Origin of the sequence: Joostella atrarenae (genome assembly GCF_021764745.1) — a bacterium.
Lineage (GTDB): Bacteria > Bacteroidota > Bacteroidia > Flavobacteriales > Flavobacteriaceae > Galbibacter > Galbibacter atrarenae.
On the sequence record NZ_JAETXX010000001.1, the window covers coordinates 676,284 to 696,204 of the forward strand.

A 19,921-nucleotide genomic window follows, 5' to 3' on the forward strand; every position below is an offset into this window, starting at 1 on the left:
TGTACCTTGATAATTTTAAAGGATAATTTTCATTTCGAATCGTATCTTTGTTTTATGATAGATCCTTTTGACGATTCTTATTTTATGAAAAAAGCCCTTCAAGAAGCAGAAATAGCTTACGAAAAAGGGGAAATACCTGTAGGGGCAATTGTGGTTGTAGAAAACAGGATTATTGCACGTGCTCATAATTTAACTGAAACATTAACCGATGTTACCGCGCATGCCGAAATGCAGGCAATTACTGCGGCTTCAAATTTTCTAGGAGGGAAATACTTGTCAGGTTGTACATTGTATGTTACGCTGGAGCCTTGCCAAATGTGTGCAGGAGCTTTGTATTGGAGTCAGATTTCTAAGATTGTTTATGGAGCTACAGATGAACAACGTGGATATAATGCTATGCAAACAAAATTGCATCCTAAAACACAGGTAGTTTCTGGAATTCTGGAGCAAGAAGCAGCAAACTTAATGAAGCGTTTCTTTATCGAAAAGAGGAATCTTAACTAATACTATTTGTTATATAAATCCTTAAGGGAAAAGCTTGTAAAGCTAATCTTTAGTTTTATATCTGTAAGTTAAATAGATAAGGCCTATTATAAAACCGATGGCTAGCAACACATAAGCTACTATTTTTAGCGTAAAAACAAATAGCGCTATTAAGCCAGCTAGTGTGCAAAGAAGTCCTATGATAAAGAGTGTAGATTTCATATTCAATTTTTAATGAATTTAAGAATAAGAAAACACTAAAACAAAAAAAGTCGCCCTTTAGGACGACTCTAATTCTACAAAAATAAAATATCTTTAGCCGATTACTTGCACGTGTGCAGCAACCATACCTTTTCTTCCTTCTTCTTCTTCGTATTCTACTTTGTCACCTTCGTTTAGCTCAACACCTTTAAGTTCAGTTACGTGAACAAAAATGTCTTTACCTGTTTCGTCGTTGGTAATGAATCCGTAACCTTTTGATTCATTGAAAAATTTTACTGTACCAGTCATTATAAATTGTAATAAAAATTAAAGTACCAAATGTACCAATTAAATTGTAAGGACAAATAAAATATGTCACTTTTATTTTAAAAATTATTGATTTTCAGTGTTTTCGGGCTTTTTGTCGTTCATTTTATCAATATTATCCTTGGTTAACATGTAATCTGTTATCTTTTTATCCTTGGATCTCGAGAATAGAAACAAAGGAATCAGTAAAAATGAGAATGATAAGACGCCAATTCCTATAATTCTGTCTCCAATTAAGTCATTGTCTTGCCATTTATAATAATATCCTACTATAAATGCGATTAGGATTGCAATAAATAATATCTGTACAACTCTTTTCATAAGATTCAGAAAATATGTTTTATAATTTATTATTGTTTTGAAATATGACTTTTGGGATGTTTAAACATGCAATTGTAAACGTATTCCCTTCAGCAATAAAAACCTTTTTATATAATTATTTGGTGAAAGTTATTAATTTTCTTCTGTATGCAGTTAGTAATTTTGATTTTGATACAAAGCCATAGTATTTTCCATCTTTTAATACTGGAAGATTCCATGCGCCGCTATCTTGGAATTTCTGCATAACACGTGTCATATTATCTGTTTGCATCTTGATAACTGCTGGAGGGTTTTGCATTACATCGGAAGCAGTTATTTCTTCATATAGATTCTGATCGAACATTATAGAACGGATATCATCTAATAAAATAACTCCTTCTAAATAATTCGTCTCCCTATTTAGTACAGGGAAGATATTTCTATTAGATTTCACTACTGCATTGTGAACAATATCTCCTAAATTCATGTCTGGATATAATGGAACAAAATTAGTTTCTATTACTGTTCTTATATCCATTAATGTGAGAACGGCTTGGTCTTTATCGTGCGTAATAAGTTCCCCTTTTCTAGCAAGCTCCATTGTATATACCGAATGTGGGATAAAATACTTGGTGATGGCAAAAGATATGGTGGCAGTAATCATTAAGGGTACAAATAGTTCATAGCCTCCTGTGAGTTCTGCAATTAGGAAAATTGCCGTAAGGGGAGCGTGTAAAACTCCAGCCATAAGCCCTGTCATTCCTACTAATGTAAAGTTGCTTTCTGAAATAGGACTATTTAAAAAGCCGATGTTGTTTAAAATTTTAGCAAGGCAGTTACCCATAATACTCCCCATAAAAAGGGTAGGAGCAAAAATACCTCCAACTCCACCTGCACCAAAAGTTATAGCACTCGCTACAATTTTGAATAGTATGAGTCCTGTTAATAAAGCCACAACAACCCAAACATTGTCTAGATCTATGTTGAAAAAGTTGCTTTCTAACGCTGCTTTAGGGTTTCCTTGTACCAAATGATTTATAACTTCATAACCCTCACCATAAAGAGGTGGTATAAAGAAAACAATTATTCCGATGGCGACACCACCAATAATCAATCTCTTGACGGGGGAATCTATCTTTTCGAAAAAATCGTGGATTTTAGCATATACTTTAGTGAAATATATAGATGTAAAACCAGCAACAACTCCTAGTAATATAAAGAAAGGAACATCATTGAGAACAAAGCTATCTTCAAGTTTAAAAGGGAGTAAAATATCACTTCCAAAGAAAAAATAGGAGGTGATTACTCCAGAAAGCGAAGCTAGCAATAAAGGCAATAGTGAAGCTAAAGTTAGATCAAGGCTAAATACTTCAATAGCAAAAATAATAGCAGCAATAGGGGCTTTAAAGATAGATGACATTGCACCTGCAGCTGCAGCACCTATTAATAAAGTTCTGTTGGCTTGATTCATATGAAAAAGCCTAGCGATATTAGAACTAATAGCTGCACCTGTAGCAACGGTAGGACCTTCCAGTCCAACAGATCCTCCAAAACCTACTGTAAATGGTGCAGTAAGAATACTTCCTATCATTTGAAATCTTCTCATAATTCCTTTTCGCTTAGAAATAGCAAAAAGCGTTGATGGGATTCCGTGACTTACTCGATGTCTTATTACATATTTCATAATAAGAAATGTAAGTGTCAAACCTATAAGAGGATATACAAAGTAAAAGGCATGGTGATATTGTTGAATAAGTTTCCCTTCTAACAGAAGTTGTATAAAATGCGTTAGATTTTTAAGAACTACTGCACCAACTCCAGAAGTAAATCCGACGAGAATACTTAAGATGTAAATAAACTGTTGCTCAGAAATATGTTTAGCACGCCATATTAATATGCGGGTAAATAAGTTTTTTTTAGACTGTGGCATCACCCATAATATTTAATTTTGCGACATTTTTTAAAGATGTCGATTTTCGGTTAGTTCCTCCGTTTATACTAAAGATAATCTAATAGCTAAATATAAATCCCTTAAAATAAGAATTTTAAGGGATTTTTCTGTTATTCTTGAATATTCAGTTTAATATGAAGTTCTTTTAATTGATCATTGTCAATTTTTGCAGGAGCATCTATCATTACATCGCGGCCAGAATTGTTTTTTGGGAATGCGATATAATCACGAATAGTTTCTTGTCCGCCTAAAATAGCAACAAGTCTATCAAATCCAAATGCAAGTCCTCCGTGTGGTGGCGCTCCGTATTGAAACGCGTCCATTAAGAATCCAAATTGTGCTTTTGCTTCTTCTTCTGTAAACCCTAAATGTTTAAACATTAAAGATTGTAAGTCTTTGTCGTAGATTCTTATGGAACCTCCACCTATTTCATTTCCGTTAAGAACTAAGTCATATGCATTTGCTCTAACGCTTCCAGGTTCTGTATCTAATAATTTAATGTCTTCTGGTTTAGGAGAAGTAAATGGGTGATGCATTGCATGGAATCTCTCACTTTCTTCGTCCCATTCTAAAAGAGGGAAGTCTAATACCCATAATGGTGCAAATTCTTCTGGATTTCTTAATCCAAGACGTTCTGCCATTTCCATTCTTAGGGCGCTAAGCTGACTTCTTGTTTTGTTAGCCTGCCCCGAAAGTACACAAATAAGATCTCCAGGTTTCGCTCCAGTAGCCTCTGCCCATGCCTTTAGATCTTCTTGATCGTAAAACTTATCTACAGAAGATTTATAAGAACCATCTTCATTACATTTTACATAAACCATTCCTAAAGCACCTACTTGTGGGCGTTTTACCCAGTCTATAAGTTTGTCAATTTCTTTTCTTGTGTAAGAGCCACCGCCAGGAATTGCGATACCTACTACAAGTTCAGCGTCATTAAATACTTTAAATTCTTTATGTTGAGCAACGTTATTTAACTCACCAAACTCCATTCCGAAACGAATATCTGGTTTGTCATTTCCATACTTACGCATTGCTTCATCATAAGTCATTCTAGGGAAGTCTTTAATTTCAATCCCTTTTATTTCTTTTAGAAGATGACGGGTAAGTCCTTCGAAAACATTTAAAATATCCTCTTGTTCAACAAAAGCCATTTCACAATCTATTTGTGTAAATTCAGGCTGTCTGTCGGCACGTAAATCTTCATCTCTAAAGCATTTTACAATCTGGAAATACTTATCCATTCCACCAACCATAAGCAATTGCTTAAAAGTTTGTGGCGACTGCGGAAGTGCATAAAATTGACCTTCATTCATTCTAGAAGGAACAACAAAGTCTCTAGCTCCTTCTGGAGTAGATTTAATAAGATACGGTGTTTCTATTTCTATAAAATCTTGATTAGAAAGATAGTTTCTAACTTCGATTCCTACTTTATGTCTAAAAATAAGACTGTTTTTAACTGGATTTCGACGAATATCTAAGTAACGATATTTCATTCTTAAATCATCACCTCCATCAGTTTCATTTTCAATAGTAAAAGGAGGGGTTTTAGATTTGTTTAAAACAGTGATGTTTTTTACTAATATCTCAATGTCTCCAGTATCGATATTTGGGTTTTTAGATACCCTTTCGATTACAGTTCCGTTTACCTGAATAACAAATTCTCGTCCCATTTGTTGGGCAGTTTCTAGAACATCTTTTGGAGTACGCTCCTCATCAAATATTAACTGTATGATTCCATAACGATCTCTAAGGTCTATCCAGACCATAAATCCTTTATCTCTAACTTTTTGTACCCAACCAGAAAGAGTTACTTCTTCGTTTATATGTTCTTTGCGTAACTCGCCACAAGTATGACTTCTATACATGAATTTTAACATTTAATGAGCTGCAAAGGTAATAAGTTAGAAGAGGTAAAAGAAACTTTTCATCTGTAAATATTTAATGTTTTTTCTGAATATATTTTATTGTTTTTTAAGCTTTTTATTGTCATTTGAAGGGCTAAATAATACATAATGCTAAGGATTTTTACTTTCCAATGTTAAATCTTTACTCGAATATGATCTTTTGTAAAAATCAATCAATTGATAATTAGTTAGTTATGAGCTTAATGTTAATTTAACGTTAAGTGAATGTTTTTTTTATGTAAATTAATTAGTTATATTTGTTATGATAATGTAAAGTAGTAGATGTTTAATAACTAAAAATATAAAATCATGAAAAAGTCGATATTAATTTTTGCAATGCTTTTTTCGTTTGTAATGGTAGCTCAGAACGTTGAGAATAAACCAAAGCTAGAAAAAGAAGGAGATATGGTAAAAGCTACTTATTTCCATGATAATGGAGCAGTTTCTCAAACGGGGTATTACTTAGAGGGGAAACTACATGGAGAATGGAAGTCTTATAATGAAGAAGGAAGAAAAACTGCTATGGCAGAATATAATAAAGGAGAGAAAACTGGTAAGTGGTTTTTTTGGAATGATAACACTTTAAAAGAAGTAAATTATCAAGATAATAGGATTACAAATGTTACCACTTGGAATAGTTCAAATCCTGTAGTGATTAACAACTAGAAAACATAATAATAGAAGATTAGAAAAACCATGCGAAAGCATGGTTTTTTTGTTTTTTAGGAATATTTATTCATAAATAATGAGAGTACTCTAGATTATGGTTTTTAAAACTATACTATTTTGTACTTTTGTCGACAGATAAAACAGAATCATGATACATTCAATGACCGGTTTTGGGAAGAATATCATTCAGCTTCCTTCAAAAAAAATCACAGTAGAGTTAAAATCATTAAATAGTAAAAATTTAGATCTAAATGCTAGAATACCTTCTGCATATAGAGCTAAAGAGATAGAGCTAAGAAATGTAATTGCAAATAGCCTTGAAAGAGGAAAGATAGATTTTAGTCTTTTTGTGGAGGTAACGGGAGAGGTTTCTAATACGCAAGTAAATGTGAATGTTGTTAAGCAATACATGGAACAATTACGTGCGGTGAATTCTTCTAATTTCACTGAAAATGATGATGTTGAGTTATTGAAGATGGCTGTAAGAATGCCAGATGCATTAAAGGCAGAGCGTGAAGAGATTGATGAAGAGGAATATAAAATAATTAAGAATGCTGTAATTGAAGCGCTTAAAGATATTAATGTTTTCCGTGCGCAAGAAGGTGCTGTTTTAGAAAGAGATTTTGTTTCTAGAATTGAAAGTATACTCTCTTTGCTTAAACAAGTTGAGGTTATAGATGCTGAAAGGCTAGCCGCTGTTCGTGAGCGTTTAGATAGAGCTGTAGCAGATATAAAAGAGAATGTAGATGAAAATCGTTTCGAGCAAGAGCTTATTTATTACTTAGAGAAATTCGATATTACAGAAGAAAAGGTGCGTTTAGCAAACCATTTAGATTATTTCTTAAAAACGCTTAATTCTGATGGTTCCAACGGGAAAAAGCTTGGCTTTATTAGTCAGGAAATAGGAAGAGAAATAAATACCATAGGTTCTAAAGCTAATTATGCTCCAATGCAACAATTAGTAGTTCAGATGAAAGACGAATTGGAGAAAATTAAAGAACAGATGTTAAACGTATTGTAGTATTTACAAGCGATAATAAATATTTTTAAAGCAAAATAAGTCACCTATGCAAGATCGTAATACCGGAAAGGGAGGAAAACTAATTATATTTTCAGCTCCTTCGGGGAGTGGTAAAACAACCATTGTAAGGCATCTGTTAGAATATCCTGAATTAAATTTAGAGTTTTCTATTTCTGCTACTTCAAGAGAAGCTAGGGGAGAAGAAGTGGATAAAGAGAATTATTATTTTCTTTCACTGAAGGATTTTAAAGATCATATTAAGAATGACGATTTCTTAGAATGGGAAGAAGTCTACCGAGATAATTTCTACGGAACATTAAAGAGTGAAGTGGAAAGAATCTGGGCGCTAGGAAAGAATGTTATTTTTGATATTGATGTTTCTGGTGGACTTAGAATAAAAAAGAAATTCCCAGAGCAGACACTTGCTGTATTTGTAAAACCTCCAAGTGTAGATGAGCTTAAAATAAGACTTAAGAAAAGAAAAACAGAAAGCGACGATAAGATCAATATGCGTATCGCTAAAGCTTCTGTGGAGCTAGCAACGGCTCCTCAATTTGATAAAATCATTAAAAATTATGATTTGGATGTTGCAAAAAAAGAAGCTTACGATCTTGTAGCAGATTTTATAGGTTTAGATAAAAAGTAACCACTAACTTTTTATAAGAGCCAAAAAGAGTATATAAGAATTTAGATGAAGAAAATCGGGTTATATTTCGGAACATTCAATCCTATCCATATGGGGCATTTGGTTATCGCAAATCATATGGTAGAGTTTAGCGATTTGGACGAAGTTTGGCTTGTTGTTACTCCTCATAATCCATTAAAGAAGAAAAGCACTTTGCTAGATAACCATCATCGTTTGGAAATGGTTTATCGTGCTACAGAAGGTTATAGCAAGCTTAAACCAAGTGACATTGAATTTGGATTACCGCAACCTAATTATACGGTAAATACGCTTGTATATTTAAAGGAAAAGTATCCTAAACATCATTTTTCTTTAATCATGGGAGAAGATAATCTTAAGAACTTTCATAAATGGAAAAATCATGATGTTATCTTAAAAGAGAATGATATTTATGTTTATCCACGTATTACAAAGGGGCAAACAGAGGAGAGTAGGTTCGATTCACATCCTAGTATAAATAAGGTAGATGCGCCAATTATGGAGATATCTTCTACTTTTATTCGTAATGCAATTGCAGAACAGAAGAATATTAAACCTTTACTGAATGCTAAAGTTTGGGAATATATTGATTTAATGAATTTTTATAAATAAACTAAAAATATCCTCTAAAAAGAATATAGGAAGCTGAAAACTTCTAATTTTCTTGTGTACAGAATTTATTTTTAAAATTCCTTCAACCTTTAATTTGTGCCAAATAAAAAAGCCCAGATGTAAAATCTGAGCTTCGAAATGTATTTTAAGTCAAAGTTATCCTTTTATAACAGGAATACGTAAAACTTGACCTGGGTAAATCTTATCAGGATCGGTTAGCATAGGTTTGTTAGCCTCAAAAATCTCAGGATATTTCATAGCATTCCCGTAGAATTTTTTAGCAATTTTTCCTAATGTGTCTCCGCTTACAACTGTATGAAATTGTGCTTCTGGCTCTACATTTTCAACATCTAGTAAATCATCTACAACAGCTATTCCAGCGCTATTTCCTACAACTAAAATAACTTTTTCTTTGGTACTTTGATTAAATGCTTTTCCTCTTACCGTAGCAGTATCTCCAGAAATTTCAATATTTAAAACTTCTACTTTTAAGCCTAAATCGCCGATAGTTTCAGTAAGACTAGCTGCTGCTGCTGTATTTGCCGCTTTTATTGCAGCTGCTTTATCTGCTGCTGCTTCCGCAGCTTCTTCTGCTGAAGTTTTTCCTCCGAAAATCTTTGCTCCAGCATCTTTAATAAATGAAAATAATCCCATTGTTTATCTTTTTTTTAAATTGAAAGTTAACAGCTACCAATTTACGAAAATTATCACGCCAAAACAAAGAATTTATTCAATATAAAGAAGGATATATAAACAATTGGAAGTATAATTTTCGACAAAGAACAAAGCCGCCTTTTGAAATATCAAAAAGCGGCTTTGTTTAAAATAACCAACCAAAAAAATCAACTAACTTTACTTAATTATATAGAACAATTCTATACTTACTAAACGGTGTATTTCAACATATAATTGTATGAGAACTCATAATCTATTGTTAAAGATGTTTTAATACTTTCTTATTTGTAAATAAAAAATTAAACTACTGATAATCAATAAGTAATATCATATTTTAAAAATTAATTACATTTGACTTTTAAATGAATGAAAAACGGATGAATAATACGATAAAAGTTGCTGTTTTAGGTGGCGGTAGTTGGGCTACAGCATTAGTGAAAATGTTGTGTGAAAACTTAGATGAAGTAGGTTGGTATATGCGTAATGAAAATGCTATAAACCACATTCTAACAAATCAGCACAATCCAAATTATTTGAGCTCTGTAGAGTTTAATACAGACAAGCTGAAGCTTAGTAAAGACATAAATGAAATCGTGGAATATGCTGATTATCTTATTTTCGCTATTCCATCTGCTTTTTTACATGAAGAGCTCACTAAATTAACAGCCTCTCTAGATGATAAAGTGGTTTTTTCAGCAATTAAAGGGATTGTTCCTGAGTGCGGACTTATTGTAGGAGAATATTTTAATGAGCTTTATAAAGTTCCTTTCTATAGAATCGGAATCATTACCGGGCCTTGCCACGCTGAAGAGGTTGCTTTAGAACGTCTTTCATACATTACGGTGGCTTCTTCAGACGAGAATAAAGCGGTAACATTGGCAGATAAACTCGCTGGACCATATATTAAAACTAAAATTAGTGATGATATTATAGGTACGGAGTATGCTGCGGTGCTTAAAAATATATATGCTATTGCCGCAGGAATTGCTCATGGATTAGGTTATGGAGATAACTTCCAATCTGTTTTAATGAGTAATGCTATCCGAGAAATGAAGCGTTTTATTAAGAGGATTCATAAAATGAAGCGTAATATTAACGATTCAGCCTATTTAGGAGATCTTTTAGTTACTGGATATTCGATCTTTAGTAGAAATAGAATGTTTGGAAACATGATCGGAAAGGGGTATACCGTTAAAAGTGCGATGATGGAAATGAATATGGTTGCTGAAGGGTATTATGCTACAAAAAGCGCTCATATTATCACATCAAAGCAAAAACGTAAGTCTAAAACTCCAATTATTGATGCAGTTCATGCTGTACTTTATGAAGGAAAAGACCCTAAGCAAACGTTTTTAAAGTTAACTGAAAAATTAGATTAACAACGACAGTTATATACTTATTTAAAAACCCACTAGTTAATTCTTTATAGAGGAGCTAGTGGGATTTTTGTTGAAATTAGTTTTTAATTTCACTGTGCTTTTTAATCAGCATTAAAATTTCATCTCTATATTTTTCTACTTCGGATATTTCAACATTAAACAGCTCTTTGTATTCTTGAAGTATTGCTGGAAGATATTTTTTAACACTTTCAATATCAAAATACATACGCCCTGTTCTTCGGATAAAGAAATCTATTGGGTTTTCTACAAGTTCGTATTTTGCCGAAAATAAAAATTCTGCTCTTAGGAGTTTCTGGTAGGCATCACTATCGATAAGTTTTTCATAAATTTTTAAAATCTCATCTGTTTGCTTACCGTATGTAGTCACTAAATATAAAGCGTCATATTTTGAGAATCCATCGTCTTGAAGACGTTTGTATAGTGCCTTTTTATATTTTTTTACTTCTTTATAGTTTTTCCATGGTCCCCCAGAAAGAGGTATTTTATCTGTGTTGCATTTCGGAATTTTTATAGAAAAATCTTCCTCAATCCTTTTAGTAACTTTATCGACAGTACGCTCGGCCATTTTTCGGTATCCAGTGAGCTTTCCACCAGCAATACTTATAAGTCCGCTTTCAGAAATAAAGATTTCATCTTTCCGAGATAACTCTGAAGGAGATTTGCCTTCTTCATGAATTAAAGGTCTTAAGCCTGCCCAAGTAGATTGGATGTCTTTCAATGATAAGTTCACAGTTGGAAACATATGGTTCACTGCTTCAATAATATATAAAGCATCAGTTAAATTGGTATAGACTTCATTTTTATTCTCCGTGTAGTTTGTATCGGTGGTTCCTACGTATGTTATTTTACCTCTCGGAATTGCAAATATCATTCTGCCATCTGGAACATCAAAATATACCGATTGCTTCACTGGAAACTTCTCGTGTTTAAAAACGAGATGTACTCCTTTTGTAAGATGTAAACTGTCTCCTTTTTTGGAGTTGTTTATAAGGCGTAAATCATCCACCCAAGGTCCAGTAGCATTGATTACATATTTAGCATGGATTTCATATTTATCTCCAGTTGTATTGTCTGTTACGGCAACACCCTTTACTTGCCCATCTTCATATAAAAAATCATTTACTTGGGTGTAGTTTATTGCTGTTGCATCGTATTGTAAGGCTGTTTTAATATTTTCTAAGGTTAACCGAGCATCATCAGTTCTATATTCAGCATAATAACCCGCACCTTTTAAAATTTTCTTCGGAAGCAAGGGTTCTAAAGTCATTGCCTTTTCTTTATCTACCATTTGCCGCTGATCTTCATCCTCTACTTGTGCTAATAAATCGTATACTTTTAATCCGATTGAAGTGAGCCATTTTCCGTAAGATCCATTCTCAACTAAAGGGAGTAACATTTTTTCAGGAATTACCAGATGCGGCGCTAGTTTATGTACAATCGCTCGCTCTGTACCAACTTCCTTTACAAGCCAAAAATCGAACTGCTTGAGGTAGCGTAGTCCGCCATGAATAAGTTTGGTAGACTTACTACTCGTTCCTGAGGCGAAGTCTTCTTTTTCTACAAGAGCCACTTTTAATCCCCTTGAAGCGGCATCTAAAAGTATTCCAGCACCTGTAATACCACCTCCAATAACGATAAGGTCGAATGTTGTGCTTTTTAACGTTTCTGTTATTTGTGCCCGTTGGAGATTTGAGAAGTTATATAATTTCATCTATTGCTTTTTCCTTTAAGAAATATACAATTTTTACGCTTCTAAATATTAAGAAGTTTTTTCAATTTCTATATGAACCGTTTTTTCATTTCCTAGCTCATCAATAACGGTAATTCGATGTTCCCCTTCAGAAGGGAGAATAGCTATTTCATGGAAAGTTTTCGTTTCCCCAATATAAACATCATCTAAATACCAAAAAACCGTTGCATTCCTTCTAGGATGAACAATTTTACAAATAATTTCATTCGTTTTTCCACGGAAACCTTTGGTAAGAATAATTTTATTATTGTTTTTAGGGTATATAAAATCCATTAAAAGTTCGTCATTATTTTTGCAAGCGATATTTAGCGGAGGTATACTTTTATAATTTGCATTGCTGCTTTTGTAGTAAAACTCCATTAATGGGGGTAAAACAAACCAAGATTCTGTAATTATTTTATCCATTGGATAACATGAGTTATTCACTCTAAATTGCTTTTTAGCATCCAAATGGATGAGCCTATGATAAGGGCAGACCTTAAAATTAGTTCCTGAAATTGGAACTTTTACCTCCGTTTTAGGACAAATTGGAGCGGCTAAATAACCGCTATCACTACATACTTTTATTGCTGCCAACGCATCAAAAGGAGTATCAAACCAAGTGGTTTTTGGAAGAGCGTCAAAAACATCAAATAATATTGGAGCCGCACTGTTTACACCCGTTAGTTCAGGCCTTCCTTCGCCATCGGCATTTCCAACCCAAACGCCAACTAGATATTTTTTGGTAACTCCAATAGCCCAAGCATCTCTGTTTCCATAACTGGTTCCTGTCTTCCAAGCAATTTCTTTTGAGGAATCGAAAAATTCCCAAGCCTCTTCCCCTTCAGGACGATTTACTTCTTTTAAAGCTTCAAGGGTTAGAAAAAAACTACCCGCATCGAAAACGGATTTTTCTTGTGTCTTTTTTCCGAAGTTATATTTTTTCTGTTGAAGGAAAATAGGATCTCCAAATTCATTTGAAAAATATTCACTTGATGTTTCTGTATAATGATTTACAGTCGAAGCCATCCCAGCATAAGCCTTGCATAAATCCCATAGATTACTCTCTGCACCTCCTAAAATGAGGGAAAGACCGTAATAATCGGAGGATCTATTAATGTCTTTTTGATTAAAATACTTTAATTGTTCTCTAAATTTATCTAAGCCATAATCTTGTAATAAGCGTACCGCGGGAACATTTAAAGAACGGGCTAATGCTTTTTTTGCTTGTACAGCGCCAGTATATTGTTCGTTATAATTGGTGGGTTTATAACCTGCAATTTGTGTAGGCACATCGGCAACTAGCGTGTTAGGAAGTAACTCACCGCTATCTAACATAGCAGCGTATAAAAAGGGTTTTAAAATGCTTCCTGTGCTGCGCGGTGCCTGAACAATATCTACATCTTTTTGATGACTTTTGGTTGTTGGAGTGTTTCCCACATATGCCAATACTTCTTTGGTTTTGATGTCTAAAACGAGCACACCAGCATTAAAAACTTGATTCTGACGTAATGTTTCGTAATGCCTCTTTACAATATTATTGGTTCGCTTTTGAAGTTCATAATCTACAGTAGTCTTTAGTTTTTTTCCTCTTTTCTTCGTCGCTGTATATTGTAAAAAATGTGGTGCTAATTGAGGTAATGCGTATGGCTTCTCTGGTAGAGTTTCTGTTATCGCTAGTTTATAAGTTAGGGAATCTATAATGTTTTCTTGATGTAGCTTTTTTAGTAACCGATTTCGTTTTTCTAATAAACGTTTTTTATTTTTTCCTGGATAAATCAGTGCTGGAGCATTTGGCAATACAGCGAGAGTAGCACTTTCTGCCCATGATAATTTATCTGCTGGGATCCCAAAATAGCGCCAAGAAGCAACCTCCAAGCCAACTACATTTCCACCAAAGGGGGCATGAGCAGTATACAGGCTTAAAATCTCTTCTTTATTATACCTAAGTTCTAAACGGGTTGCCTGGATGAGCTCTATTATTTTTTCAAAATAGGTTCTTTTCTTACCATCTCTAGAGAGTCGAATTACTTGCTGTGTAAGCGTACTTCCTCCGCGAACAACTTTTCCAGATTTTACATTAGCAATAAAAGCTTTTACCATAGAAACAGGATTAAATCCTGGATGGTTATAAAAATAGCCATCTTCAAACTGTGTAATACACTGTTTGAATTTTATAGGAACGCTATCGCTTGCAGGAAATCTCCATTGCTCATCACTTGCAATTTGAGCCCCTAATAACCGTCCTTCACGACTCTCAATAACCGATGAGGTTGGATTGTTAAAAAGTTGCTTCGGAAGTGCAAAATAGTATGCAATTAACAATCCAATAATTACAACACTTTTTATTCGGTGTTTTACGAACAAAAATGTTAGTATTCGATTAATTTTTGATGTCTTCCCGTTTATGGAGTCGCTTTTAGGTTCTTTATTTTTTATTGAACTACTTCTACCCATTTACCTTTTGTTCTCACCATATAATCATTATCATACATTGCTTCTGCTTGGATCCCTGGTAAATAATACTTTCCTAAATACGATGCGTTTAAAAGAATTCTAAAGGTTTTACTTTTGTTCCCGCCCATATCAAAATAGAAATTTGCACGGTCGTCTCTTAAATCTGTATAATTAACTTGATTCTCTTCAAAAGCTCCAAAATCGGTAAAGCGGGTATTAATTATTTCCCATCCGCTAGGGAATATTTCGGTTAAGGCTACATTTTCTAGTGCTTCAGAATTAGTATTTGTTATGGTTACTTCCGCAATAAAATTTGTACCCTGCGTTAATTTGTTTACCTCCAAAGGCGTTCCGTCTTTTCCTTTAAAGCTTACAAGTGCATTTAGGTTTCTTCGAGCAGCTTTTTCTTCTCCTACAGGAAGCTTTCCTGTATTCAATACTCTTACAAAAAGTGTATTATCAGCTTTATTGTTTAGCGTGATAGAATTGCTTCCTTTTTTAATAACGAGATTCCTATTAGCAAGTGTTTTTCCTGAATTAACATTATTAGTACCATTGCTATTTACATTGTATGATACTTGTATCCCTTTACCACCAATATAATCAGCAAATTTGGCCATTCCTAGAAGGCTATATGCCGTAGTTTGTGTGCTCATCCATTTTTCAGAAACTAGAGATTTAGCTACGCTCTTTGCCATTTCTTGAGCACGTCCTTTCTCTTTTAGAAGCACCAATGTTTCTAATGCCATCGCTATATTTCTTTCAGTAGAACCATAAGTATATGAGTCGTAATTTACAGGTTGAAAATCGATATTAGCATTATTAAAAATTGTTTTTGCAACTTGAGTTTGCCCAATAATAGCATATGTTGCAGAAAGTCTGTGTTTCGCTTCGTTAGAAATATTCGGTGTCTCTAGTAATCTGTTCATAGAAGATACGTCTGGTTTTCCAGCCAGTGCTAAAGAATAGAGTCTGTATGCCTGCGCCAAGTCTGATGAAGAGCTGGAAGACCGCCATTGTTTTGCCTCTTGCTGCTGATAATGAATCCATTTTTCTTTAAATCCAATTGGTAATACATATCCTTTACTTTCAGCCTCTAATAAAAAGTGTCCTGCATAGGAAGTTCCCCAATCATTAGGAGCATTTTGTCCCTGCCAATAAGAGAATCCTCCATTTGGAAGTTGGAAATTACTAAGACGTTTAATTCCCTTTTCGATATTGGTTTGGATACGCTGTTTCTTATCTATAGTAAGATCAAAAATATCTGCTAGATATAACTGCGGAAATACTGCTGAAGTCGTCTGCTCAATGCATCCGTGTGGATATCTAATTAAATATTCTAGTCTGCTAGTGAAATCCATAGGAGGAAGCGTAGAAAATTCAATCTGCGCGCTATTACTGCCTTCGATTCCGAAAGTTTCTAAATTTATAGTTTCAGTAGCATTTGCATCTAAAGTGATTTCTTGAGTTATGGTCGACTTAGGATTTGGATTGAATACATCCAATTCGATTTTATAATTAGCTTTTTCGCCATTTGCAGTTGCACTAACTTCTATTTCTCCAATTCCTGTAATCTGATTTACTTGGAGATCAAAATAAACCATTTTTTCATCAGGGTCAGAAAATGTAACGGTTTTTGTCTTATCTCCAATAATTTCATAAGCATTGTTATCTTTTATCGAAACAGTTACATTTTTAATATTCTTTTCCATAGCAAAAACGGTCACAGGAACAGTAATCGTTTCTTTAGGAGTTATTTTCCTTGGCGCTGATGCTAATAACATCAATGGTTTTTTTACAGGAGTAGATTTCTCTGCCATTCCATAAGCATTTTCCTTAACGTTTCCTGCAATAACCATGGTTCTTACAGCTCCTATATATTTAGGAATAAGGATGTCATGAGTTTTTGTTTCTCCTTCTTTTAATTGAAAAGGTCCTAAATAAACAACCATCGGTTTAAAGCGGTTGGCTTTTTTATTTTTTGCTCCAGCTGCCATTCCATCTCCACCAATACTAAATACTTGATCTATACGACCTCCAAAAGCACCTATTATATCGTCATAAATATCCCAAGTTTTTACTCCTAAAGCTTCACGAGCAAAAAAAGTATCCCATGGATTTGGCGTTTTAAAACGAGTAAGATCGAGTAAGCCTTCATCTACAATAGCAAGAGTGTAGGTCATAGCCTTCCCGTTTTTCTCTCCCACTTTTACATTGATATGTTCTTCCGGTTTTAATGAATTTGGCATCGCGATAGTTGGCTCCAAGATTGTCTTAGGATCATTTACCGTAATCGGAATTACTCCATACATTCGTATTGGAGCATCATTTAATGTTGTAGCATGCGGCTGTAATAATGAAATATGAATGTATACATTTGGAGCGTAAAGAGCTTCGATTGGAAGCTCGAATTTAGTTTCCTCTTTTTCAGGAATTACCCACATTGATTTTAATACTTCGTTTCCATTTTCAACAGTAACCAAAGCTCGCCCTTGCTCACTAGAAGGAAATGTTATAATTGCATTTTCGCCAACATTATAAGTTTCTTTATCAGAAGAGAATACAAGCATGGTGGCCGCTTCAGGGTCTTGGTTTTTAGATTTTCCAGCCCATCCTGGCCAATCTATATATACAGTTTCTCCAGTGGCATGCCCACCTTCTTCATCTTCAACTCTTACCAAATAACGACCCCATTCAGGATATTTAATTTCAAATTTAAAAGTCCCTTTACCGCTGCTATTAGTGGCTATTGTTGTTTTGTATACTTCCTCTTGATAATTGCTACCGTTAAAACTAGATAAGTTGTCTTCGGAAGTATCCCACCACCAACGCCAATCAATTTTATAAACAGATACATTAAGTTTATCAACCGCTTTCGGAGCTCCGTTTTTATCTACAGTAGCTACTTCAAAAGTATGTTCTTCATCTGTAAGAAGCATACTTCTTTTTGTATCGCCATCTGGAACTCTAAGTCCAACATAAGTATCGTATGGAGCGTAATTTTTTGAAAATACATCAGTACTAAAGTCACCTCCGTTTTCATAAACTTTAGTGATAAAAGTGGCCTTTAGCATCCCAGGGGCTTTCTCTTCCAATTGTGGAGAAAGTCTAAAATTGGTTTTCCCTTCTGAATTTATCTTCCCGTCGAAAACCGTTTGATCTTCAGAAGAAAAACGGATGGTTGGATCATCAAAAATATAGTTTTGATAATCTTCAAAAGTAGTTTTTGTTGCTGAAAAACGACCTTTAATATCACTTTTTAAGTTCTTCGCAATTGCACCATGCAACCAAGTAACAGACATATTCCCATTGATTTCTTCGTCTGAGGAAAGCAATTCTTTATCAAAATCTACTTTTATTTTTAAACGGTTAGGCTTTATCGTTTCTATTTTTAGTGTTTTTGAAAACGATGTTCCCCCAATGCTCACTTTAGCTAGCCAGTTTCCTGTTGGAGCGTCTTGGTCTGTAGCTACATTAAAATTATAGAAACCGTTAATTCCATTTGCTCTAATTTCTTTGTGAACTATTTTTCCGTAAGGATCACTTAATTCGAACTTAACAGGATGGCTATCTGGAATAGGATTGTTTTTGTCATTTAAAATGAAATTTAAAAACAGGGTGTCTCCAGGTCTCCAAACACCACGTTCCCCATAAATAAATCCTTTTAGACCTCTTTTAAGTTCTGCCCCAGCGACGTTAAATTTACTAACCGATAATGCATTCCCATCGTTTATTTTAAGATATGTTTTCTGATTGTTTCGCTCTGCAATTACAAAGAAGGCTGGAGCTTCTGCATCAAACATTGTAGTCCCATCTGTTTCGGTAATACCGTATCCAATAGGCTGCTGTTGGTAATTGTAGAAGGTTACTTTTGTGCCAGCTAGCGGCTTTGTGGTGATAATATCATTAGCGCTGATAAAGTAACTTTCGTTTTTTCCCTTTTTAATTGTTAGACCAATATCACTTGCAATAATGTTTGTTTTTATTGTCTTATCGTAATAGTAAGAATCTTTACAAGGATCTTCACGTTCACTCCAATTATAATCATAATAATAGTCGTTATCCCAATAGCTATTGCTGGCGGTAGGCGTCCATTCTTCAGAGTTATTTACTTCTTCTTTAAAATTATCGAAATCATTAAGTTCGAAAGTTTCATTCTCATCAGCACCACAAGAATAGGAACTATATTTTTTACTGTATGAGAATTCTACCCTGTATATCGCTCCTGGATCTGGAGTGATAATTTCACGAAGATCGAGTGCATATGCTCGCCAATTACCAGTATTTTTAGTAAGGTTTGTTTGTAATTGGATGGCCTTTTTTGCTACAGGTTTTGCTACGGAACGCAAGTTTCCTCCACCGTTGATATCATTTTGTTGAAGAAATTGTAAGATATTATTTTGGTAGATTTTAATAACCGTTACATCTACTGCTTTTAGATTCACGGCTTCAAAATTAATTTTTAGATTGTTAGAGTTGGGAAGAATTGTTCCGCTACTTAAAAGTCTAACATTTGGTTTTAATTGTTCGAAAGCAATATTCTCACTGAAAATATTTTTTAGTTTATAGCCTTCAGCACTTTCTATTCCTTGAAAAATATTTAAACTATTTACACCTTGAACTTTTTCATTAGGATAGACTTTTATAACATTTCCATCAATTATAAATTTCAGTTTATCTACATTTTCAAGTGTAATTAACCCTTCTAAATTCTGAGACTTTTTTATAGGATCGGAGAAATTGATTTCGAAATATTGATTCTCACCCTCATAAGTATTTACTTCAACAATAGAAAAGTTGTTCTTTCCAGGGATATTTACTTTTGTATCCCCTTTATCATGAATTCCTTGAGAATTTCCATCCCAAATAATCTCTAATTCTGAGTCGTCTTCAAATCGCTGAATACTATCGATTTTAAAAGGGATTTGTGTTCCTTCGTCTATAGTTCCATCAAATTTAATAGCGAGGGATTTACTATTCTGGTATGCTGCCACAAGACTTTTTGCAGTCTCCAAATCCATAACATCACTGCTACGAAGGCTCCCCTCCAAATACTGCCAATCTCTGCTATATGATTGTAAATTGGAAGTTGTAATATTAAATTGTTGCTTGAGAGTTTTCACTTTAAAGGTAAACTCTTCAAATTCTGAAGGTAGATCTTCAATAAAAGCTTCTAGATTGAGTTCTAGCGTATATTCAGTGTCTTGTTTAAGTCTTTTTTCAGGAATAAAAGCAATAGTTTGATTGTTTAAAGCAACCACTTTACCATCTACATAGGGACTAATATCTAATATTTTATCATCTAATACTTTATTGTCAGAAAGTTTTTCTGAAGGGTTTCTTAGCACTACACGAATATCAGATTTAGTAGAAATGATTCCTGTGGAAACATCAGATATGTAATTTCTGTATTTAAATAATTCTTCTTTTTGTTGCTGAATATCATCCTTCTTGTTTTTGCAACCGATGATGAGAATTGCTAAAACGAAAAAAAATATCTTTTGTATTTGCATAATTGTTTTTTTGAA

15 protein-coding genes are annotated in these 19,921 nt (G+C 33.9%); 6 read left to right on the forward strand and 9 right to left on the reverse strand.

The annotated features are described in order from the left end of the window. The first annotated feature begins 54 nt into the window (after positions 1-54). Positions 55-504, forward strand: coding sequence for a nucleoside deaminase (locus JM658_RS02955; protein WP_236957734.1), 450 nt, complete (start codon positions 55-57; stop codon positions 502-504). 42 nt (positions 505-546) lie between these two features. Here JM658_RS02955 and JM658_RS02960 read toward each other — a convergent pair whose 3' ends face one another. From JM658_RS02960 to aspS, 5 genes are all read right to left on the reverse strand, one after another. Beyond that, on the reverse strand, positions 547-705 hold the full coding sequence (locus JM658_RS02960; protein ID WP_236957735.1) for a hypothetical protein: 159 nt from the start codon (positions 703-705) through the stop codon (positions 547-549). Positions 706-798: 93 nt separating this feature from the next. After that, the gene (locus JM658_RS02965) at positions 799-993 is read right to left on the reverse strand and encodes a cold-shock protein (protein WP_008611726.1); all 195 of its coding nucleotides are present in this window, start codon (positions 991-993) and stop codon (positions 799-801) included. Between the two features lie 84 nt (positions 994-1,077). Continuing rightward, on the reverse strand, positions 1,078-1,332 hold the full coding sequence (locus tag JM658_RS02970; protein WP_236957736.1) for a hypothetical protein: 255 nt from the start codon (positions 1,330-1,332) through the stop codon (positions 1,078-1,080). Positions 1,333-1,447: 115 nt separating this feature from the next. Next, entirely contained in the window at positions 1,448-3,241 is a 1,794-nt protein-coding gene (locus JM658_RS02975) for a chloride channel protein (protein ID WP_236957737.1), read from the reverse strand. Positions 3,242-3,372: 131 nt separating this feature from the next. After that, positions 3,373-5,127 (reverse strand): aspartate--tRNA ligase, encoded by a 1,755-nt coding sequence (aspS, locus tag JM658_RS02980; RefSeq protein ID WP_236957738.1) that lies wholly within the window; start codon positions 5,125-5,127, stop codon positions 3,373-3,375. Between the two features lie 348 nt (positions 5,128-5,475). Here aspS and JM658_RS02985 point away from each other — a divergent pair, with 348 nt between their 5' ends. The 4 genes from JM658_RS02985 (at position 5,476) to nadD (ending at position 8,132) form a co-directional block, all read left to right on the forward strand. Beyond that, positions 5,476-5,832 carry a toxin-antitoxin system YwqK family antitoxin gene (locus JM658_RS02985; protein WP_236957739.1) on the forward strand — a complete coding sequence of 119 codons (357 nt, stop codon included), beginning with the start codon at positions 5,476-5,478 and terminating at the stop codon, positions 5,830-5,832. Positions 5,833-5,983: 151 nt separating this feature from the next. Then, positions 5,984-6,856: a YicC/YloC family endoribonuclease gene (locus JM658_RS02990; RefSeq protein WP_236957740.1), complete on the forward strand. Its 873-nt coding sequence runs from the start codon at positions 5,984-5,986 to the stop codon at positions 6,854-6,856. Between the two features lie 46 nt (positions 6,857-6,902). Then, positions 6,903-7,502, forward strand: a complete 600-nt coding sequence (gmk, locus tag JM658_RS02995; protein ID WP_236957741.1) for a guanylate kinase — start codon at positions 6,903-6,905, stop codon at positions 7,500-7,502. Between the two features lie 45 nt (positions 7,503-7,547). Then, complete coding sequence (gene nadD, locus JM658_RS03000; RefSeq protein WP_236957742.1) at positions 7,548-8,132, forward strand: nicotinate (nicotinamide) nucleotide adenylyltransferase; 585 nt, start codon at positions 7,548-7,550, stop codon at positions 8,130-8,132. A 156-nt stretch (positions 8,133-8,288) separates the two neighbouring features. On the opposite strand, the gene lysM is transcribed toward nadD, so the two are convergent. Continuing rightward, positions 8,289-8,786, reverse strand: a complete 498-nt coding sequence (gene lysM, locus JM658_RS03005; RefSeq protein WP_236957743.1) for a peptidoglycan-binding protein LysM — start codon at positions 8,784-8,786, stop codon at positions 8,289-8,291. 398 nt (positions 8,787-9,184) lie between these two features. On the opposite strand from lysM, the gene JM658_RS03010 reads away from it, so the two are divergent. Then, a complete protein-coding gene (locus tag JM658_RS03010; protein WP_236957744.1) occupies positions 9,185-10,186 on the forward strand; it encodes an NAD(P)H-dependent glycerol-3-phosphate dehydrogenase in 1,002 nt (333 codons plus the stop codon). A 76-nt stretch (positions 10,187-10,262) separates the two neighbouring features. On the opposite strand, the gene JM658_RS03015 is transcribed toward JM658_RS03010, so the two are convergent. From JM658_RS03015 to JM658_RS03025, 3 genes are read right to left on the reverse strand one after another with little or no spacing between them, the layout of a single operon-like run. Beyond that, a complete protein-coding gene (locus tag JM658_RS03015; RefSeq protein WP_236957745.1) occupies positions 10,263-11,918 on the reverse strand; it encodes a glycerol-3-phosphate dehydrogenase/oxidase in 1,656 nt (551 codons plus the stop codon). Positions 11,919-11,966: 48 nt separating this feature from the next. Further along, the gene (gene pbpC / locus JM658_RS03020) at positions 11,967-14,393 is read right to left on the reverse strand and encodes a penicillin-binding protein 1C (protein ID WP_236957746.1); all 2,427 of its coding nucleotides are present in this window, start codon (positions 14,391-14,393) and stop codon (positions 11,967-11,969) included. Next, a complete protein-coding gene (locus JM658_RS03025) occupies positions 14,372-19,906 on the reverse strand; it encodes an alpha-2-macroglobulin family protein (RefSeq protein WP_236957747.1) in 5,535 nt (1,844 codons plus the stop codon). Before JM658_RS03025 ends, pbpC begins: the two co-directional genes overlap by 22 nt. Positions 19,907-19,921: the final 15 nt, after the last annotated feature.